Here is an 18,565-nt window from a genome sequence, read left to right on the forward strand (position 1 = left end):
AGCACTTCTTTTAAAAGCTAAACCTCTTTTAGTTTAGTTTAACCACATAATGACAATTGTTAACTGAGCGCTAATTTGGTAGAATTTAGCGCTTTTTTGATACCCATTACACCATTTGAGGAACTCAATGTTTAACTTACTCAGTAGGGCGCCTAGCTCTGCTAAAAACGATATTTTATCTGGATTAACTGTGGCGCTAGCCTTAGTTCCAGAAGCTGTTGCGTTTGCCTTTGTTGCAAATGTAGAACCTTTAGTTGGTCTATATGCCGCGTTTATCGTTGGTTTAATTACGGCTATATTTGGTGGCCGCCCTGGTATGATTTCAGGTGCAACCGGTGCACTAGCTGTTGTTATGGTAAGTTTAGTGCTTGATCATGGTGTTGAGTATTTATTTGCGACCGTATTGCTCATGGGCATACTGCAGATACTCGCGGGTGTATTTAAACTCGGTAAGTTTATCCGCATGGTTCCTCATCCGGTAATGCTTGGTTTTGTAAACGGCTTAGCTATTGTTATTTTTCTCGCTCAGTTAGGACAATTTAAAGTGCCTGATGGTATGGGCGGACAAGAATGGATGACGGGTAACCCGTTATATATTATGCTTGGTTTAGTGGCTTTAACGATGGCTATTATTCAGTTTTTACCTAAACTAACAACGGCTGTACCCTCTACATTAGTCGCTATTATTACAGTGACCGCTTTAGTTATTGGTTTGGATTTAGAAGCGCATACTGTAGTTGATTTCTTAAAAGGAATGACAGGCGACGAAGCTGCAACAATTGCAGGCGGTTTACCTCAGTTTCATATTCCTATGGTGCCGTTTACTTTCGAAACGCTACAAATTATTTTTCCTTATGCACTTATTTTAGCGGCTATTGGTTTAATTGAATCATTATTAACGCTTAGCTTAATTGACGAGATTACAGAAACTCGCGGTCATAGTAATAAAGAGTGTATAGGCCAAGGCGCTGCAAATATTACTTGTGGTATGTTTGGTGCTATGGGTGGTTGTGCAATGATTGGTCAATCAATGATCAACATTAACTCAGGTGGTCGTTCTCGCTTATCGGGTATAAGTGCTGCATTGATGTTGCTTGCGTTCATCATATTCGCTTCAAGCTTAATTGAGATGATCCCACTAGCTGCACTTGTTGGTGTTATGTTTATGGTTGTATTAGGTACGTTTGAATGGGCCAGCTTTAAAATGATGAAGCGTGTGCCTCTATCAGACGCTTTCGTAATAGTACTTGTATCGGGTGTGACTGTTATTACCGATTTAGCGATTGCAGTATGTGTAGGTGTTATTGTATCTGCATTAGTATTTGCTTGGCAGCATGCTAAGCACATATACACAACTAACTATATTGATGAAGAAGGCGCTAAAGTATATGAGTTACATGGCCCGCTTTTCTTTGGTTCAGTTAAAAACTTTGCAGAGTTATTTGATGTTAAAAATGACCCTAAAAATGTAATTGTTGAATTTAAGCATAGCCGCGTATCTGATCACAGTGCAATAGAAGCAATTGACACACTTGCTGATAAGTACACAAAAGCAGGTAAACAACTTCACTTACGTCACTTAAGTAAAGACTGTACGCAGTTGTTGCATAAAGCACGCGATTTGGTTGAAGTGAATGTGATTGAAGATCCAACATACAAAGTAGCATCAGACAAACTAGCTTAATTTACACAAAGCTATTTATATTTAAAAAGCGAAAGGTGAATAACCTTTCGCTTTTTTAGTGTATCTACTATTTGTTTGCGGTAAGACTATTAAAAAGCAAGGTAGGCTGTAGTGCTATGCAAACTCATAAATCTATATAATAAGACTATCTAATTTTATTAAAATTAGCCCTACATAGGTAAAAATAATAAAGAATAACAAGCGCCTATTTTATGGAATTAGTCTTTAACTATACGGAGTAAACATCTATTTTGAACTGGCAATCTTTAGTCGATAACAGACAGCGCTTTTTTTGGCTTTTGCAAATTGCAGGCTGGATTGGTTATGCGTTAGTAAATTATATTGGCTCTAAAGTATTTGAAATGCGTGATATATACGTATTTGTTATTTTATTAAATGCTTACGCTGGTTGCTTAATGACAGTACCGCTTAGGTATATTTACCGTAAAATTTGGAATGCCTCGCCTTGGGTATTAATGATTGTGGTATTTGGTGCCTCTTATGTAACAGGTACTTTATGGGCTGTCGTTCAAAAATTTAATTTGTGGGAAATATACCGCCATGGTTATAGACCAGAGGAGTGGTTTTATTACCTGCAGCAAGGTTTAGATTCGGTTTATATTATTTTATGTTGGAGTGGTCTGTACTTTGGCGTTAAATATTATCAGTTATTACAAAGTGAGCGACAAAAAGCACTAAAAGCCACAACTATGGCACACGAAGCGCAATTAAAAATGCTTAGGTATCAGCTTAATCCCCATTTTTTATTCAATACACTTAACGCTATTTCTACTTTAATTTTGGTTAAAGAAAACAAAGATGCTAACTTAATGGTAGCAAGGCTAAGTGACTTTCTACGTTATACATTAAATACCGATCCAATAAAGAAAGTACCGCTAGAGCAAGAGTTACATGCGCTCATGCTTTACTTAGAAATAGAACGTGTACGTTTTGATGAGCGATTAAAGGTAAATGTAGATATAAGCGAGCAAGCTAAAGAGGCTTTAGTACCGAGCTTAATTTTGCAACCTATTATAGAAAACGCGATTAAATATGCTATTGCCCATCTAACAGAAGGTGGAGTAATTGATATAAAAGCACAGGTATTTGCGAATGAGTTATTACTAGAAGTGGGCGACAACGGCCCAGGTACTGACATACTCGATGGCCAATTAGTTAACGCTCAAGGCGTAGGTGTCGCTAATACCAAAGATAGATTAAAAACGTTGTATGAAAATAATTATTCGTTTGTATTATCACATAATACGCCAAGTGGATTAAAAGTTAATCTGCGAGTACCTTTTGAGAAGGCTGTGAAAAATGACTAAAATAAAAACACTCATTGTTGATGATGAACCGTTAGCACGAAAAGGTTTAGCGGTAAGGCTCGAAGAATACTCTGATATTGAAGTAATTAAATTGTGTAGTTCAGGCGCTGATGCAATTGAAATGTGTCAAAGCGAGAAAATTGATTTGGTTTTTTTAGATATTCAAATGCCAGGTATGAATGGCTTTGAAGTAGCAAGAGCCCTTAGCGAAAGCTCAAAAGCATTACCAGCGATCGTATTTGTAACGGCCTTTGACCAGTTTGCTGTAAAAGCGTTTGAAATTCATGCTCTCGATTACATTTTAAAACCCGTTGATGATAACAGACTAAAACAGGCGGTAGAAAAAGTGCATACTTACTTAAAAACGCAGCAAGACAACGCCCATAAGAAAAAGCTAGCGAGTTTTGTAGCCGGTATTACTGGTAACAATTGCGAAGAAATACTTAAAAAATTAGCCACTGGCGATATGCTAACAGACAGACGTTACCCAGAATCGCTTGCTGTAAAAGAGCAGGGTGAAATTATACGGGTACCTGTAGCGACTATCCAATGGGTTGATGCAGCAGGTGACTATATGTGTTTACACTGTGAAGACGGACAAACGCATATTCTACGTAAAACAATGAAAGAGCTTGAGCAAGAGCTCGACCCTCAGTTATTTGTGCGTGTGCACCGCAGCGCAATAGTAAATACAAAACAAATTAGTAAACTGGTTACACAAGTAAGTGGTGAGTATTTATTAGTACTTGAAAATGGCCAAGAATTAAAAGTGAGCCGTAGCTACCGAGATAAGGTTAAAGCGGCATTAGCAAGTTAAAGCCAACGCTTTTATTACAGACACAAAAAATGCGAGCTAAGCTCGCATTTTTTATATTCGGCGTTTAATTACGCAACAGTTACAATTTTCATTGTGTTAGTTGCGCCCACAGTTTCCATTGAGTCACCGTGAGTAATGATTACTGTATCGCCAGACTGTAAAGACCCTTGAGAAACTAAAGTATCAAGCGCGGCTTTTACCATACCGTCTTTTTCAGTTTTTGTAGAATCAAAAAATACTGGGTAAACACCACGATAAAGTGCTGTTTGACCTAATGTACTGGCATGACGTGAAAGCGAGTAGATTGGTAAGCCTGAGCTGATACGCGACATTAATTTAGCCGTACTACCAGATTCAGTAAGTGTGATAATTGCTTTAACAGAATCTAAGTGATTAGCTGCATACATAGCAGAAAGCGCAATTGATTCAGCATTGTTAGAAAAGCGACTATCTAAACGGTGTTTAGAAACGTGCGTTTCTTTTTGCGATTCAGCGCCTAAACAAACGCGTGCCATAGTCGCAACTGTTTCTTCAGGATAATCACCTGCAGCTGTTTCAGCTGAAAGCATTACAGCATCTGTTCCATCAAGAACAGCATTTGCAACATCCATAACTTCTGCACGTGTAGGCATAGGGTTATCGATCATCGATTCCATCATTTGCGTTGCTGTAACTACAGTACGGTTTAATGAACGAGCACGACGAATAATTAGTTTTTGCTTGCCCATAAGAGCAGCATCACCAATTTCAACACCTAAATCACCACGAGCAACCATTACTGCGTCAGACGCTAAAATGATGTCATCAACAGCTTCTTGGGTTTCAACGGCTTCAGCACGTTCAATTTTAGCAAGTAACTGTGCTTTTGAACCAGCAGCTTCAGCAAGTGAGCGTACGTAGCGCATATCGTCGCCACTACGTGGGAATGATACGGCAATGTAATCTACGTCAATTTCAGCGGCAGTTATTAAATCTTCTTTGTCTTTTTCAGTAAATGCTGGAGCAGTTAAGCCACCACCTAAACGGTTAATACCTTTATTGTTAGATAAAACACCGCCAACAGTGACTGTACAATGCACTAAATGCCCAGCTACTTCATCAACACTTAATTGAATAAGGCCGTCATTTAGAAGTAGTAAATCGTTAGGGCTTACATCGTTAGGTAATTCTTTATAATCAATACCTACAGAGTTTATGTCGCCTTCGCCTTTTTCCATTTTTGCATCAAGGGTAAATTTTGCACCCACAGCAAGCGTTACTTTACCTTCTTTAAAAGTAGAAACGCGGATTTTAGGGCCTTGAAGGTCAGCAAGGATAGCAATATGCTTGCCTAATCTTTTTGCAATATCGCGTACAGCTTGTGCACGGTCTTTATGATCTTGGGCAACACCATGTGAGAAGTTTAAACGTACTACATTAGCCCCAGCGATAATAATTTTTTCTAAGTTGTTATCTCTATCGGTAGCAGGTCCAAGGGTAGCGACTATTTTTGTGCGTCTTAGCATCAATTTCTCCTGTTTGCTTGGTGAAAGCATGTTGACGTTATTTTGTTGACTTAAAATATCTATATTAGAATAAAATATTTTAGTTATGTGCAAACTTCAAAGGTTTGCCACTATTTTATACAAAACTATTGTGTCATCATTATGACACCGGTGTCAGAATGCGTCAATGATCTTAATTTCAATTAGCTTTGCTTTTAGTCACCCCGAGACCATTGATGTTTGATATAATTACGTAGCTTATTTATCTGTAATAAAAAAGCATGTTGTATTGACTCATAATTAGTATTTTATGACTGCATGAGTATAATGCACGCGGTATTATTTAATTTATACACTGAATTTTCTAACCAAATAGTTGTTACCGAGGAGGACACTAGATGCAAGTTGCATTAGTAGGGTTAGGCGTTATGGGAAAAAATCTTGCCCTAAACTTGATTGAAAAAGGGATAACGCTAGTCGCTTATGACAAAAACCCACATGCGGGTGAAGAGTTACTAAGTTGTGCTAAATCTCAAGGCATGGCTGATAGGCTTCACATTGTCTCTGATTTAAGAGACATGGTAAGGCGTTTAGAGGCACCTCGTTCTATTTTATTACTTGTTCCTGCTGGTGAGTTAGTTGATACAGTTTGTAATGAACTTGTAGAGGCCGGCGTTAACTGTGACGATATGATTGTCGATTGCGGTAATAGTAATTATAAAGACGGTATAACGCGTAAACTTAAATACCAAAATAAATTTGAATTTGCCACTATGGGAATTTCTGGCGGTGCAGAAGGCGCTCGCCATGGTCCTGCAATGATGGCAAGTGGTTCTGAGGGTGGTTGGGAACGTATTGAGCCATGGTTTGAAAAAGTAGCTGCTAGCTATAATGGCGACTCGTGTTTTGCACGTGTTGGTCAATCAGCAAGTGGTCATTTTGTAAAAATGGTTCACAACGGTATTGAATACGCACTTATGCAACTTATTGCAGAAGTGTACCAATTACTTCGTTTAGGCACTAATCGTTCTCCAAAAGAAGTGGCTGAGATATTTAATGACTGGTCAGAAGGTCAATTAAATAGCTATTTACTGTCTATTTCTAGCCACATATTGTCACTTGAAAATCATAATAATGTACCGCTTGCGGACTTAATTGATAATAAAGTTGGCGCTAAAGGTACTGGTCTTTGGACTGCGCAAAATGCACTAGAACTTGGTATCGCAGTTCCTTCACTTGTTGCTGCTGTACAAGCTCGTCATTTAACTAATGCATGTAATACAACGGCTGCACAAGAGATGACGTATGCATCTAAATCAACTAACAATGTTGAAATTGATTTAGAAGAGCTAAAAGAAGCGTTCTTACTTGCAAGCTTACTAGCGTATCGCCAAGGTTTAGCGTTAATTAAAGGTGCATCACGTACTCATCAGTGGAAAGTTGATTTATCTAAAACGCTTCAAACGTGGCGTTCTGGTTGTATTATTCGTGCTGACTACCTTGATAGCGTTGCACAAGGTGTTGAATTTATTGATACCCTTGAGAAAGAGTCTAACTCTTTGCGCAAAATTACCGGACAAGCAATAATGACTGGTTTAGCATTCCCTGTATTGGGTGCTACACAAACGTATTTAGCAACATTAACCACACCGAGTAATGGGCATTTAGTTCAAGCCCAGCGTGATTACTTTGGTGAGCACGGCGTTAAAACCCATAGCGGTGAAACATGCCATTTAACTGACTTAGTAGATATCGACGCTAAAGTTAGGTAATAAACAGTTGTTTAAAACGATAAAGGCACGCTATTTAGCGTGCCTTTTGTATTTTAGGCGCGGTGAGATTTAACGGCTTAATTCACCACGTAAATTGTCTTGCATTAAATGACGAATCGTCTCTACTTCTAGCTTTTGGCTAAATAAATAATGTAATTTAGTTAAACACGCTTCAAGGGTCATATCGTATCCACTAATAACACCAATATTTAACAGTGCATTACCCGTTGCATAGCCGCCCATATTTACATGGCCTTTTAAGCACTGGGTTAAATTAACAATAACGACGCCACGTTTACTTGCTTCTTCAAGTATTGATAAAAAGTTAGGATCTTGCGGTGCATTACCTACACCAAAACTAAGCAACACCAAGGCTTTAATATTGCCATTAACTAAGCTTTTAACCACTTCTTGACTAATACCAGGGTATAAATAAAGCACACCAATGGGTTGAGGTGTAATAGGAGTAACTTGCAGCTCATTTTCAACATAAGGACTAAGTTGGCCTTTAATAAGTTGAATACTAATACCCGATAACGCTAAGGGATCAAGATTAGGCGACGCAAATGCATTAAATCCATCGGCGTGGGCTTTAGTTGCTCTGTTACCTCTAAACAGTTGGTTATTAAAAAATAGACTTACTTCTGCAATTGGATAATTTGCCGCTAAATACATTGCATTCAGAAGGTTTACTTGACCATCTGAGCGTAATTGAGAAAGCGGAATTTGTGAGCCAGTTACAATCACAGGTTTAGTTAGGTTTTCGAACATAAACGATAGTGCTGAGGCTGTATACGCCATTGTATCGGTGCCATGAAGCACAACAAAACCATCATAATCTTGGTATTTATCTTTAATGTCATCAGCAATAAGTTGCCAATGCTCAGGAGACATATCTGAAGAATCTATAAGAGGGCAGTATTCGTGAATATCAAACAAAGGCATTTCATCACGGTTAAACTCTGCGTTGTTCACTACGGTTTCTGTTAAAAAACCTTCAGCAGGAATATAACCTCGACTCGATTTTTTCATACCTATAGTACCGCCAGTATAAGCGATATAAATGCGTTTACGTTTCATAAAAAAAGCCCAGTAAAAAAACTGGGCTTAGTATAACGTTAAGTAACTTTAAATACAGCTGATTAGGTAAAGCTATGCACTTTTATTGTGCAACATTACACACTAAACAACGTGCATATACACCTTGTGGATCGTTGTAATCTTTAAGGTTTTCAACTTCAGTACTTAATTGGTTAATAACGCTTTGCAAGTTAGCTTGCGTTGCTAACACAGATGTTTTTTGTGTTTGTAAACCAAGCATCGATTTAATAGACGCGTTACCAAAAATATTTTGAATCATTTTTTCTTGCGAGCTTAAATCTTGTTTAATGGTTTTAACTTCATAGTGATTAAGTTTTGCAAGTGCTGCAGCTGCTTTTATAGCATCTTGTTTATCACCAAGTTTGTCTACTAAACCTAGTTCAAGTGCTTGAGATGCAATCCATACGCGGCCTTGGGCAATTTTATCAACTTGCTCAGGCGTCATATTACGGGCATCAGCGACAACGTTTAAAAAGCGACCGTATGCTTCTTCAACGCTCATCTGAATTACTTGACCCATTTTTTCGTTTAGGGGACGAGTGATAGAAAAACCAGCCATTTCGGTTGTTGCAACGCCATCTGAATAAACACCAATTTTAGATAAGGTTTTTTCAAATGTCATAAACGTACCAAACACACCAATCGACCCTGTAATAGTACTCGGTGCTGCCCAGATTTCGTTTGCAGCAGAGGCAATCCAATAACCACCTGATGCAGCTACAGAGCTCATAGAGGCAATAACAGGCTTACCAGCAGCTTTAAGCGCTAATACTTCTGCACGAATAACTTCAGAGGCAAACATACTACCGCCACCTGAATCAATGCGCAGTACAACCGCTTTAACTTTGTCATCAAGGCGTGCTTTACGAAGTAGGGCTGCTGTAGAGTCGCCACCAATTTCGCCAGCTTTACGCTCACCATCCACAATTGTACCTTTAGCAACTACAACGGCGACTTTTTCGGTAATAGGGTTATCAAATTCAATCGGTGGTTTAACCAAGCTTAAGTATTCACGAAATGAAACTTGCTTAAATGTTTTGCCATCTTCTTGTGCGCCAACTAAATCAATTAATTGTTTGCGAACTTGTTGATTTGTTTTTAAAGAATCAACCCACTGGTGGTCAAGTGCATATTTACCTGCATCGCCATCTGCAGCTTTCATTTTTTCAAGATATACGTCCATTGTCTCGTCGAAATTTGACTCATCAAATGGGCGAACCGCAGCAACATCTTGTTTGTATTCACTCCAAAGAGCGCCCAACCAAACACGGTTAGCTTCTTTGGCTGCTTCAGACATGTCGTTCCGAATGAAAGGTTCTACTGCTGACTTAAATGTACCAACACGGAAAATATGCTGCGTTACTTCAAGCTTTTCAAGTGCATCTTTAAAGTAAAGCGGATACATGCCGTAACCTTCAATACCTACGCTACCGTATGGGTGCATAGCTATTTCATCAGCATGTGATGCAATATAGTATTGTGCTTGGGTATAGTAATAACCCGATGCAATCACTTTTTTGCCAGCTTGTTTAAATGCATCAATAGCATTGGTAATTTGCTTAAGTTTGTTTAAATGTGCTTTAGGCATTTCTTGTAAATCAAGCAGCATCACCGTAATGCGATCGTCTTTAGTCGCTTCGTTTATTACTTCAACAATATCGTCGAGTAATATTTCGCTTGGCGCTTCAGAACCAGAAGTTGCATCACTAATTGCAGCTTCGACCGGATCTATGTATGTTTTTTCTTCAACAATAGGGCCATTTAGGTTAAGCCTAAGCACAGAGCCATTTTCAACTATTATTTTATCGTCGTCACTTGAGAGTGACACTAAGAAAACAATTACCAGTAATAAAAACAGAATGTTGAGTATTAAACGACGAGAAAAGTTAATTCCAGCCCAAATACCTTTAAATACCTTTGCTATCAAAATAGCTCCTTAATTTGGTACAGTTAATACATTAGTTCCATCTTAGCCTAGAATAAAAATAAATTTAACTGCTAAATCGTAACGAAGTGTTTATGAGGTGCTATTAATACATGTTTTTATGGCTTTTTTTAATTAAATGAAGGCACATATTGCTTATTACTTGCCATTAAAGCAGAATTAGCTAATGTATACAGGTTAGACCAGTTGACGGGGCACAAGATGTTAGAACAACAATTACAACTAAAACACACACAATTACGTAACCGCTTAGTGATGGGCTCAATGCATACAGGCCTTGAAGAGGGATGGCATAACCGCAAACGCTTACGTGCATTTTACGAAGCACGTGCAAAAGGCGGCACTGCAATGTTAATTACGGGCGGATACAGCCCAAATTTACGTGGCAAATTAACACCTATTTCATCTTCATTTAATAGTTATTACGATGTATTTAAGCACCGCGCTTACACAGATGCTGTGCATAAACACGGCGGAAAAATTTGTTTGCAATTATTACATGCTGGACGTTATGCGTACCATCCATTCAATCAGGCACCAAGTGCAATAAAAGCACCTATTAATCCTTATAAACCTAAAGCTATGACGCTTGGCTCGATTAAAAAAACAATTAAAGACTTTGCGCACTCTGCCTATATGGCTGAAAAAGCCGGCTACGATGGCGTTGAAGTTATGGGTTCTGAAGGGTATTTGATTAATGAGTTTATGGCGCCACACACCAATAAACGTGAAGATGAATTTGGTGGCAGCCTAGAAAATAGAATGCGACTTGCGCTTGAAATAGTTAAAGCTGTAAGAGCAAAAGTATCTGAGCAATTCTTAATTATTTTTAGATTGTCGGTCATTGATTTAATCCCAAACGGTTCAACACCAGAGGAAGTTGTCATACAAGCTACCGAGCTTGAAAAAGCGGGTGTTGATATATTTAACACAGGTATTGGTTGGCACGAAGCGCGTGTACCAACTATTGCGAGTATGGTGCCGCCAGGTGCATTTAAAGAAGCATCAAAACGTTTAAAAGACGTGGTGAGCGTGCCAGTGATTGCTGTTAACCGAATTAATACTCCAGAAATTGCTAACGATATTTTAAATGCAGGCGAGGCTGATTTAATTTCGATGGCAAGGCCGCTACTTGCCGATCCAGAGTTTTTTAATAAATACGCAAATAATCAATCTAAGCAAATTAATATTTGTATAGGGTGTAACCAAGGTTGTCTAGATCACGTATTTAAAAATAAACGTGCTACGTGTTTAGTTAATCCACAAGCTGCATTTGAGCTAGATTACCCGTTAGAGCAAGCAACCAAAGCTAAAAACGTATTAGTAGTCGGTGCAGGCCCCGCTGGTTTATCGGCAAGTTGTTACTTGGCTCAAAAAGGGCATAACGTCACGTTAATTGATCAAAAACCGCAAATGGGTGGCCAATTTAATTTAGCTATGCAAATACCAGGTAAAGAAGACTTTAACCATACTCTTACTTACTTCACTAATGAGCTTGAGCGATTAAAAGTAACTGTAGAGCTTGGTAAAGCTTATGACGATTCAATGCTTAAAAACTATGATGACATCGTATTTGCAACTGGCGTTAGGCCGCGTGAAGCCTCTATTAAGTGTAGCGATGATAAGCGTGTATTTGCTTATGACGAAGTTATACGCGGCGAAGTAGAGCTGGGTAAATCAATTGCTATTTTAGGTGCCGGTGGTATAGGTTTTGATATGGTTGCGTTTTTAAGCGAACATAAATCGCAAACTATTAGCGAGTTTAAAACGCAATGGGGGATTGAGTGTGAAGCCCAACCTCATAAAGACGAACGTCAATTGTATATGTTAAAACGCAGTACGGGTCGTTTTGGTAGCGAGCTTGGTAAAACAACGGGTTGGATACATCGCCAAGTTGCTAAGCAGCATGGCGTTAAGCAAATTGCTGATTGCCAATACCAAAGCTTTGATAAAAGCGGACTAACTATTAATGTTGCTGGTGAAACTCTAGTACTGCCAGTAGACACTGTTATTGCCTGTATTGGCCAGGTTTCTAATAACGAAGTGCTAGAAAATTACACAGATAACGCAAAGGTACATGTTATAGGCGGAGCTAAACTAGCTGCAGCTATTGATGCTAAACGCGCTATTTTTGAAGCACTTCAGGTCGCTAGAAGTATTTAACCTTTGTAAATAAATTGAAATAGTTTATCAATTCATGCGGTCTTTGCTGTTTATAGTCTATAACTTAATAAACAGTGAACACACAGGATACGCATGAATAAACTAACCAATCTTTATGATGCAATATTGGGTAAACTATCATTTTTAGATGGTTTACCTGCATTGCTATTTCGCTTGATTTTAGCCCCTGTTATGATCATTGCAGGTTATAACAAACTTGCTATAAGCGGTGAGACAGAAGGTTTCTTTGATAACTTTTTAGCATCTCCAGATGTAGTTCAATGGTTTGGTAATAATGAATGGGGTTTAGGATTACCGTTTCCTGACTTACTAGCTTTTTTAGCTGGCTGGAGTGAATTTTTAGGAGGTTGGTTTTTATTACTTGGCCTTTTAACTCGCTTGGTCAGTATCCCACTTATGTTCACAATGGTTGTCGCTGCAACCTCAGTGCATTGGCATAATGGTTGGTTTGCAATAGCACCAACTAATCCAGAAACAAGTGCTGCGCAAGTGCTCGATTGGTTATCAATTCCGGGCGCTAAAGAAAGCCTTGAAAACTCACTAGAAGTACAAGACCGAATAGGTAAAATTCGTGGCTTAGTTGAAGAACACGGGTTTCCTGATTATCTATACGAAAAGGGCAAGCCGTCTATTTTAAACAACGGTATAGAATTTTCGGCAATTTATTTTGCTATGCTTCTTAGCTTGTTTTTTATGGGCGGTGGGCGTTTTGTTAGTATAGATTACTGGTTAAGGCGAAATATTGTAAAAGAATAACGTATTTAATCTACTTTACTAACGGCCGCATAGCTTAACCCTTTGCGGCCGTTTTGCATTTTAATTTCTCGGTATTTATTTTTTAAGGGTTTAAATGTTACTCTAGCGTTTTGAATTTTGAGGAATCGTTATGAACGCTATCGAGCTTTTACTTACCCGCCAATCAGACTCTAAACTAACAGAGCCGGGCCCTACGCCTGAGCAGCTCGACATAATTAAGCAAGCAGCATTACGTGTTCCTGATCATGGCTGTATAGCACCGTGGCAGTTCATTGTTGCTCAAGGTGATGCACGCAATAAACTGGGTGAAATTTACCATCAAAGTGCAGTGGCAGAGCAACAAGAAGAAAAAGTAATTAACCGTGCTAAAGAGCTTCCCCTTCGTGCGCCTATGATTGTAATAGCAATTGCTAAATATCAAGAACACCCAAAAGTTCCTCGAATAGAACAAGTACAAAGCGCAGGCTGTAGTGTATTAGCGATGCAACAAGCTGCATTTGCCCAAGGGTTAGGCGGTGTTTGGCGCACAGGCTACTTTGCACAAAGTAGCGCGGTTAAAAAAGCGCTTAACTTACATGAGCAAGATGAAATAGTAGGGTATTTATATATAGGTACACCCGAAGTCGATTGTAAAAAGTCGCCTCGCCATAAGCCAGAAAACTATTTTAGTAATTTGTGAAATAGTATGAACTTTGCGCAACTTACATAGTCATAATTCATTAAGGTTACAAAGAGTATTATTTAAAAGTTAATGACTTGGCTGTAAGAAGCGCTTGGAAGCACTAAATTTACTAAATCTTCTTCAGTTTGTTTTTTAATCGGTTGTTTTTTGATACATTATGGAAAGTCTTAATAAAAATAACGATAAAGAAGACGAAAACTATGGGAAATTTATTTTTACGTGAAAAAGAGAATTGGCTAGCATGGTCAATTTGGGGAATCATTGGTGCTTTTGTAACACTGTATGTTGCAATGAGCACAAATGCATCACACTTTATAGCCGGTTCAGCGATGGGTATGCTTGTGTTGTTAACATGGTGGATGCACCAGTCCAAACGTTTCGACTTTGGGCGTGCATTTAAAGTATGTTGCTACGTTTTATCGCTTAGTGTGCTACCTGCTTTTATGTTTGTTGTAGTACCAAGTGATGATTTAAATCGATTCGATTTAATTTTTCAAGGCGTTACCTTTACCGCACTGAGTATATTGGCTTGTTTAATCTGCTCTTGGATTGCACGTAGACCTAAACAGTATTATTAATGTGTTTAACTTTAGTCCATTAACTACACTTTTATTAAAGTGAAGAGCTTAACAAAAGAACAAAGTGGGTCTATTTTATCCAATATGTTAATATTTTATATTAATTTCTATTTAGCTCTTTACAAGTTATGTATTTAGCCATATTATTCGCGCCGTGCGGAGAGATGGCAGAGTGGTCGAATGCACCGGTCTTGAAAACCGGCATGGGTTTATAGCCCATCTAGGGTTCAAATCCCTATCTCTCCACCATTATTTAAAAAAAACCGCCTTATGGGCGGTTTTTTGCTTTGTGGAGTTTCTAAATGACTAAAGCAACAAACCTACCAACCTCGCAGAAATTAATAAAACATCTTTTATTATGGACGGTATTTGGTTACTGCTATCAAAGTGCTATTAGCTTATTAGTAAAAATGGCTATAGACGCTCAACCAGAGTATCCATTAATTACCGGTTTAATTTATGGTGTTGGTTTTAATGTTTTAGCTGCCCATCTTATTACCAAATACGATAAGCATTGGCCAGTTATTGGCTCTGTTTTTATTGGTTGTATAGGGCTGCTTGTAGTGCCATTTTTACTGTTTGGCGAATCAGGATTACTAACAATGCCTCTACTTGTTGGAATTTTATTCAGTTTGCCGCTTTGTAGTTATATTGTTGGCCTAATTAAGCTAAAACTCAGCAAAAACTAGCCCCAAACGCGGTTTATTTTGTGATAGCATAGTCGCGTCTTTTAACTAACAAAACGTGAAAAACACATTATGTCAGATAATTTTACTACAGATGCTGAAAAAGCAAGTTACGGTATTGGCTTACAAATGGGTGAGCAACTTAAGTCTAATCCTTTTGAAGGCTTAAACCTAAATTCAGTATTTGAAGGCATGAAAGATGCGTACGCTGGTAGCGCATTTCAAGTTGAGATCCCTGAGATCCAAGCTGCATTTGAAAAAATAAACGAAGAGATTCAAGCTCGTCGTGAAGAAGAGTCACAAGTACTTTCTGCAGAAGGTATTTCATTCTTAGAAGAAAACGCAAAACGTCCTGAAATCACAGTAACTGAGTCTGGTCTTCAATACGAAGTACTAGCAACTGGCGAAGGCGAAAAGCCAACAGCTGAGTCTACAGTACGTGTTGATTACCACGGTACACTTATTAACGGTACTGTGTTTGATAGCTCATACGAGCGCGGTCAACCAGCTGAATTTCCAGTTGGTGGCGTGATCAAAGGCTGGACTGAAGCATTACAAATGATGCCTGTAGGTACTAAATGGCGTATCTACGTTCCTCATGAGCTTGCTTATGGTGAACGTGGCGCAGGTGCTGCAATCGCACCTTTCTCAACGCTTGTATTTGATGTTGAGCTACACGAAATCATTTCTTAAATTAAATACATTTTAATTTAAAAGTGTAAAAAGCCGTATTCAATTTGAATACGGCTTTTTTGTGTTTGTAATTTAAGAGTTTTATACCAATTAGCTTAATTAAGTGATCTATTTTTCGCTAAGAAAATTGTGTCGATAACAAGGCAAAAATTTCGTTGTTTAGTTGTTACCACTAATTGCTTTTGCATTGCTCTACCTCCTGCATCCATGCAGTCGTATATCAGAAATTCTTAACGCAGTTAGCGTCAGGTTTAATCCTTCAAATCGATTAAGTATTACTGCGTGTTGATATTATATATTCTAAAAATAAAAAACCGCCTTAATAAAATGCGGTTTTTAAATATATAAACTAAAGAGCTTGTCAGCTATTAAAAGTAGCCACGGATACCAAAGCGGAAGTTTCTGCCAGGTAGTGGGGCTTTATCTTTAATAAATGAGCTATGCACAAAGCCTAACTCATCAGTAATGTTATCCACGTTTATATAAAGCTGTGCATCTACACTGCCTAAACCTAATTGGTAATTAGCTTGTGCATCAAATAACGTATAGCCGTCCGTTTTTGTTTCAAATGCAGTTACATCGTTTTGATCAAAGTAATGAGTACCTGTAAGCGTTAGTTGTAAGTCACCTAAATCGTACTGTAACTCAGAGCCTAATTTATTGGCAGGGATACGCGGTAAGTTGCCTTCGTCGTCTTTTAGTTTTGCACGAGTTGAGTCACCAAATACTTTAACCATAGCGCTTGGGGTTACTTGGTAATGTGCGTCAAACTCAATTCCATAAAGCTCTGCGTCTTTACTTGTAAACTGATAAACCGCAACAGCATCGTCATGTGCACCAATAGCTGATTCTAAACCATCTTCTTCATCGTAAACTAAACCTGTATTTTCTTGGAAATAAAAGTTCTTAATATCGTTATAGAAAAAGTTAACGGTGTAACCAAAATCACCGCTAAAACGTCTAAAGCTTAAATCTAGGTTTGTTGAGGTTTCTTGCTTGATATTCTCTGGCTCAAAATGTGCTTCATTACCCTCAATGTTATAACCAAGGCCAAGCTCATACGTACCTGTTGCAATGTGTAAACCATTTGATAAAAGCTCTGCAGAAAGCGGAGCTCTTTCTGAGTGAGAAATACTTGTCGCAATACTATGACCCGGCTTGTACTGCCAAATGGCACCGGCAGAGGCGCTTAAATTGGTAAAGCTTTTATTGTATCCAATAGCTTCTTCGTCGCTATGATCTATTTCTACTTCATCGTGGCTATGTTCGTGTGCCGTGATTTGGCTTTCAATTTTGTAATCTTCTACACGTGCACCAAGCTCTATTGTCACGTCGCCAAATTCACGCTCTTCTAGTAAATATAATGCGTTAGTTGTAGTTACACTCGCGGGTGTAAATGCTTCTTCACCAATTGCATCGTAGTCAGAATCGCTGTAGTGATAGCCCATCATTCCGTGCCAATCAGCAAACTTATGCTCTACATTTAAACGTGCTTCAGTCGTTTTATTTTTAAAAGTAGTACCAATTTCGCCATCTTCAATTTCGCTGTGTGAATAATCTGTATAGCCAACACGTAGGTTGATGGTTTCAATCCAGTTATTATGAAGAGCGTAACTTACAAGCCCTTGCCAGCGGTCTTGCTCTAAATGTGCGTAAACTGGCTCTTCAGCAGCTTCATCTTCATGTTCTGCATGCTCTTCTTCAGTTTCACCTTCGTGATCGTGATGATGCTCATGCCCAGGAATACCGTAATCAGTATCAATGCTACCGTAAGAAAAACCAATCGTTAAGTGATCGCCAACATAGCTGGTACCAAAGTTGAGTGTTTCGCTATCAATAAAAGTATTTTCTACCGAGCTTTCGGTTTCAACATCGCCATCATCGTCGGCAATAGTAAAGGTCGGTGTTTGGTAATCATCGCCGCTGCGCTTAGTACCATCAAAATGAAAGTTAAAGCCTTCATTACCTGTTTCAAGTTTTGCAGCTACGGTGTTTGAATTTGACACCGTATCGTGGCTGTATTCAGCAGCGCCTGTAAGCTCGTCGATATTGCTAGTAGGAATACGGTTATCAACCACGTTTACAACGCCACCAATTGCACCAGAGCCATAAAGTAGGGTACTTGGACCGCGCAACACTTCAATTTGCTCTGCCGCTAGGCTGTCGCTTGATGTCGCGTGGTCTGGGCCAATTCGCGACGCATCGCTGGCATCTAATCCATTTTGTGTGATTTTAACGCGAGGGCCATCTAAACCACGAATAATTGGGCTTGATGATACAGGGCCAAAGTAACTTGCATTTACGCCTGGTAAACCTTTAAGAGTTTCGCCAAGTGTTGGTTTAGATTTATTTCTTAATTCATCACCAGATAGCACACTTACAGGAGAAATCATTTCTAGGCTGTTCTTATGAAGTGCAGAGGCATAAACAACCACTGTTTCAACCGATGTTGGTTTAAGTGACACAGACAGATTATTTGAAGATTCGGTAACAGTAATACGAGAGTCTATGTAGTTGTCTTTACTAATATGTAATTGGCTGTTTGCATCTATATCGATAGCAAACTCGCCTAAATCATTACTTTTAACGCTTTGGTTTTTGCCATGGACATGGATAGAGGCATTTTTAATTGGTTGATTTTTATCATCCATTACTTTACCGGTAACGGTTGCAGCCAAAGCTGATTGAGAACATAAAACAGAAAAAATAGCAGAGGAGATTAATGTTAACTTTGTCATGGATATATTGGTTCGTGGTTATTATGTTGTGATATAATATAACACCACAAAATTAACGAATCAACAATGTTATAGTATAACCTTGTGTTTTGCGTTCAAACCACTAAAAGTGCCGAT

At 38.6% G+C, this 18,565-nt stretch carries 14 protein-coding genes and 1 tRNA gene; 11 read left to right on the top strand and 4 right to left on the bottom strand.

Annotation, left to right across the window (positions count from 1 at the left end; all coding sequences use genetic code 11):
* Positions 1-127 precede the first annotated feature (127 nt).
* The 3 genes from I6F66_RS01905 (at position 128) to I6F66_RS01915 (ending at position 3,829) form a co-directional block, all read left to right on the top strand.
* Positions 128-1,684 carry a SulP family inorganic anion transporter gene (locus I6F66_RS01905; RefSeq protein ID WP_010554472.1) on the top strand — a complete coding sequence of 519 codons (1,557 nt, stop codon included), beginning with the start codon at positions 128-130 and terminating at the stop codon, positions 1,682-1,684.
* A gap of 251 nt (positions 1,685-1,935) precedes the next feature.
* The gene (locus I6F66_RS01910; RefSeq protein ID WP_007582687.1) at positions 1,936-3,012 is read left to right on the top strand and encodes a sensor histidine kinase; all 1,077 of its coding nucleotides are present in this window, start codon (positions 1,936-1,938) and stop codon (positions 3,010-3,012) included.
* Positions 3,005-3,829, top strand: a complete 825-nt coding sequence (locus I6F66_RS01915; protein WP_007582688.1) for a LytTR family DNA-binding domain-containing protein — start codon at positions 3,005-3,007, stop codon at positions 3,827-3,829. The genes I6F66_RS01910 and I6F66_RS01915 overlap by 8 nt, the downstream gene beginning before the upstream one ends.
* A gap of 68 nt (positions 3,830-3,897) precedes the next feature.
* Here the strand turns inward: I6F66_RS01915 and pyk are convergent, their stop codons facing one another.
* A complete protein-coding gene (gene pyk, locus I6F66_RS01920; protein ID WP_007582689.1) occupies positions 3,898-5,334 on the bottom strand; it encodes a pyruvate kinase in 1,437 nt (478 codons plus the stop codon).
* A 377-nt stretch (positions 5,335-5,711) separates the two neighbouring features.
* On the opposite strand from pyk, the gene gndA reads away from it, so the two are divergent.
* A complete protein-coding gene (gene gndA / locus I6F66_RS01925; protein ID WP_165740831.1) occupies positions 5,712-7,085 on the top strand; it encodes an NADP-dependent phosphogluconate dehydrogenase in 1,374 nt (457 codons plus the stop codon).
* A 69-nt stretch (positions 7,086-7,154) separates the two neighbouring features.
* Here the strand turns inward: gndA and ansA are convergent, their stop codons facing one another.
* Positions 7,155-8,165: an asparaginase gene (gene ansA / locus I6F66_RS01930; RefSeq protein ID WP_007582693.1), complete on the bottom strand. Its 1,011-nt coding sequence runs from the start codon at positions 8,163-8,165 to the stop codon at positions 7,155-7,157.
* 82 nt (positions 8,166-8,247) lie between these two features.
* On the bottom strand, positions 8,248-10,113 hold the full coding sequence (sppA, locus tag I6F66_RS01935) for a signal peptide peptidase SppA (RefSeq protein ID WP_024590136.1): 1,866 nt from the start codon (positions 10,111-10,113) through the stop codon (positions 8,248-8,250).
* Positions 10,114-10,332: 219 nt separating this feature from the next.
* Here sppA and I6F66_RS01940 point away from each other — a divergent pair, with 219 nt between their 5' ends.
* The 7 genes from I6F66_RS01940 to I6F66_RS01970 all read left to right on the top strand — a co-directional run bounded on the left by I6F66_RS01940 (position 10,333) and on the right by I6F66_RS01970 (position 15,710).
* Complete coding sequence (locus I6F66_RS01940) at positions 10,333-12,294, top strand: FAD-dependent oxidoreductase (protein ID WP_197119180.1); 1,962 nt, start codon at positions 10,333-10,335, stop codon at positions 12,292-12,294.
* Between the two features lie 93 nt (positions 12,295-12,387).
* Positions 12,388-13,071 carry a DoxX family protein gene (locus I6F66_RS01945; protein ID WP_007582701.1) on the top strand — a complete coding sequence of 228 codons (684 nt, stop codon included), beginning with the start codon at positions 12,388-12,390 and terminating at the stop codon, positions 13,069-13,071.
* Between the two features lie 130 nt (positions 13,072-13,201).
* Positions 13,202-13,750 (top strand): NAD(P)H nitroreductase, encoded by a 549-nt coding sequence (locus tag I6F66_RS01950; RefSeq protein WP_007582703.1) that lies wholly within the window; start codon positions 13,202-13,204, stop codon positions 13,748-13,750.
* 203 nt (positions 13,751-13,953) lie between these two features.
* On the top strand, positions 13,954-14,331 hold the full coding sequence (locus I6F66_RS01955) for a hypothetical protein (RefSeq protein ID WP_007582705.1): 378 nt from the start codon (positions 13,954-13,956) through the stop codon (positions 14,329-14,331).
* A 158-nt stretch (positions 14,332-14,489) separates the two neighbouring features.
* Positions 14,490-14,580: transfer RNA gene (locus tag I6F66_RS01960), tRNA-Ser, on the top strand.
* Between the two features lie 53 nt (positions 14,581-14,633).
* Entirely contained in the window at positions 14,634-15,020 is a 387-nt protein-coding gene (locus I6F66_RS01965; RefSeq protein ID WP_024590139.1) for a hypothetical protein, read from the top strand.
* A gap of 69 nt (positions 15,021-15,089) precedes the next feature.
* Positions 15,090-15,710: an FKBP-type peptidyl-prolyl cis-trans isomerase gene (locus tag I6F66_RS01970; RefSeq protein ID WP_165727452.1), complete on the top strand. Its 621-nt coding sequence runs from the start codon at positions 15,090-15,092 to the stop codon at positions 15,708-15,710.
* Positions 15,711-16,078: 368 nt separating this feature from the next.
* On the opposite strand, the gene I6F66_RS01975 is transcribed toward I6F66_RS01970, so the two are convergent.
* Positions 16,079-18,448, bottom strand: coding sequence for a TonB-dependent receptor (locus I6F66_RS01975; protein ID WP_165727453.1), 2,370 nt, complete (start codon positions 18,446-18,448; stop codon positions 16,079-16,081).
* Positions 18,449-18,565: the final 117 nt, after the last annotated feature.

This window comes from Pseudoalteromonas sp. NZS100_1, assembly GCF_015864285.1.
Lineage (GTDB): Bacteria > Pseudomonadota > Gammaproteobacteria > Enterobacterales > Alteromonadaceae > Pseudoalteromonas > Pseudoalteromonas arctica.

What these genes read in the sequence shown, in the direction of transcription:
- I6F66_RS01945 (WP_007582701.1), top strand. Translation starts at nt 12,388, where the DNA reads ATGAATAAACTAACCAATCTTTATGATGCAATATTGGGTAAACTATCA.
- I6F66_RS01950 (WP_007582703.1), top strand. Translation starts at nt 13,202, where the DNA reads ATGAACGCTATCGAGCTTTTACTTACCCGCCAATCAGACTCTAAACTA.
- pyk (WP_007582689.1), bottom strand. Translation starts at nt 5,334, where the DNA reads ATGCTAAGACGCACAAAAATAGTCGCTACCCTTGGACCTGCTACCGAT.
- I6F66_RS01940 (WP_197119180.1), top strand. Translation starts at nt 10,333, where the DNA reads ATGTTAGAACAACAATTACAACTAAAACACACACAATTACGTAACCGC.
- I6F66_RS01915 (WP_007582688.1), top strand. Translation starts at nt 3,005, where the DNA reads ATGACTAAAATAAAAACACTCATTGTTGATGATGAACCGTTAGCACGA.
- I6F66_RS01975 (WP_165727453.1), bottom strand. Translation starts at nt 18,448, where the DNA reads ATGACAAAGTTAACATTAATCTCCTCTGCTATTTTTTCTGTTTTATGT.
- I6F66_RS01955 (WP_007582705.1), top strand. Translation starts at nt 13,954, where the DNA reads ATGGGAAATTTATTTTTACGTGAAAAAGAGAATTGGCTAGCATGGTCA.
- I6F66_RS01965 (WP_024590139.1), top strand. Translation starts at nt 14,634, where the DNA reads ATGACTAAAGCAACAAACCTACCAACCTCGCAGAAATTAATAAAACAT.
- gndA (WP_165740831.1), top strand. Translation starts at nt 5,712, where the DNA reads ATGCAAGTTGCATTAGTAGGGTTAGGCGTTATGGGAAAAAATCTTGCC.
- I6F66_RS01905 (WP_010554472.1), top strand. Translation starts at nt 128, where the DNA reads ATGTTTAACTTACTCAGTAGGGCGCCTAGCTCTGCTAAAAACGATATT.
- I6F66_RS01970 (WP_165727452.1), top strand. Translation starts at nt 15,090, where the DNA reads ATGTCAGATAATTTTACTACAGATGCTGAAAAAGCAAGTTACGGTATT.
- ansA (WP_007582693.1), bottom strand. Translation starts at nt 8,165, where the DNA reads ATGAAACGTAAACGCATTTATATCGCTTATACTGGCGGTACTATAGGT.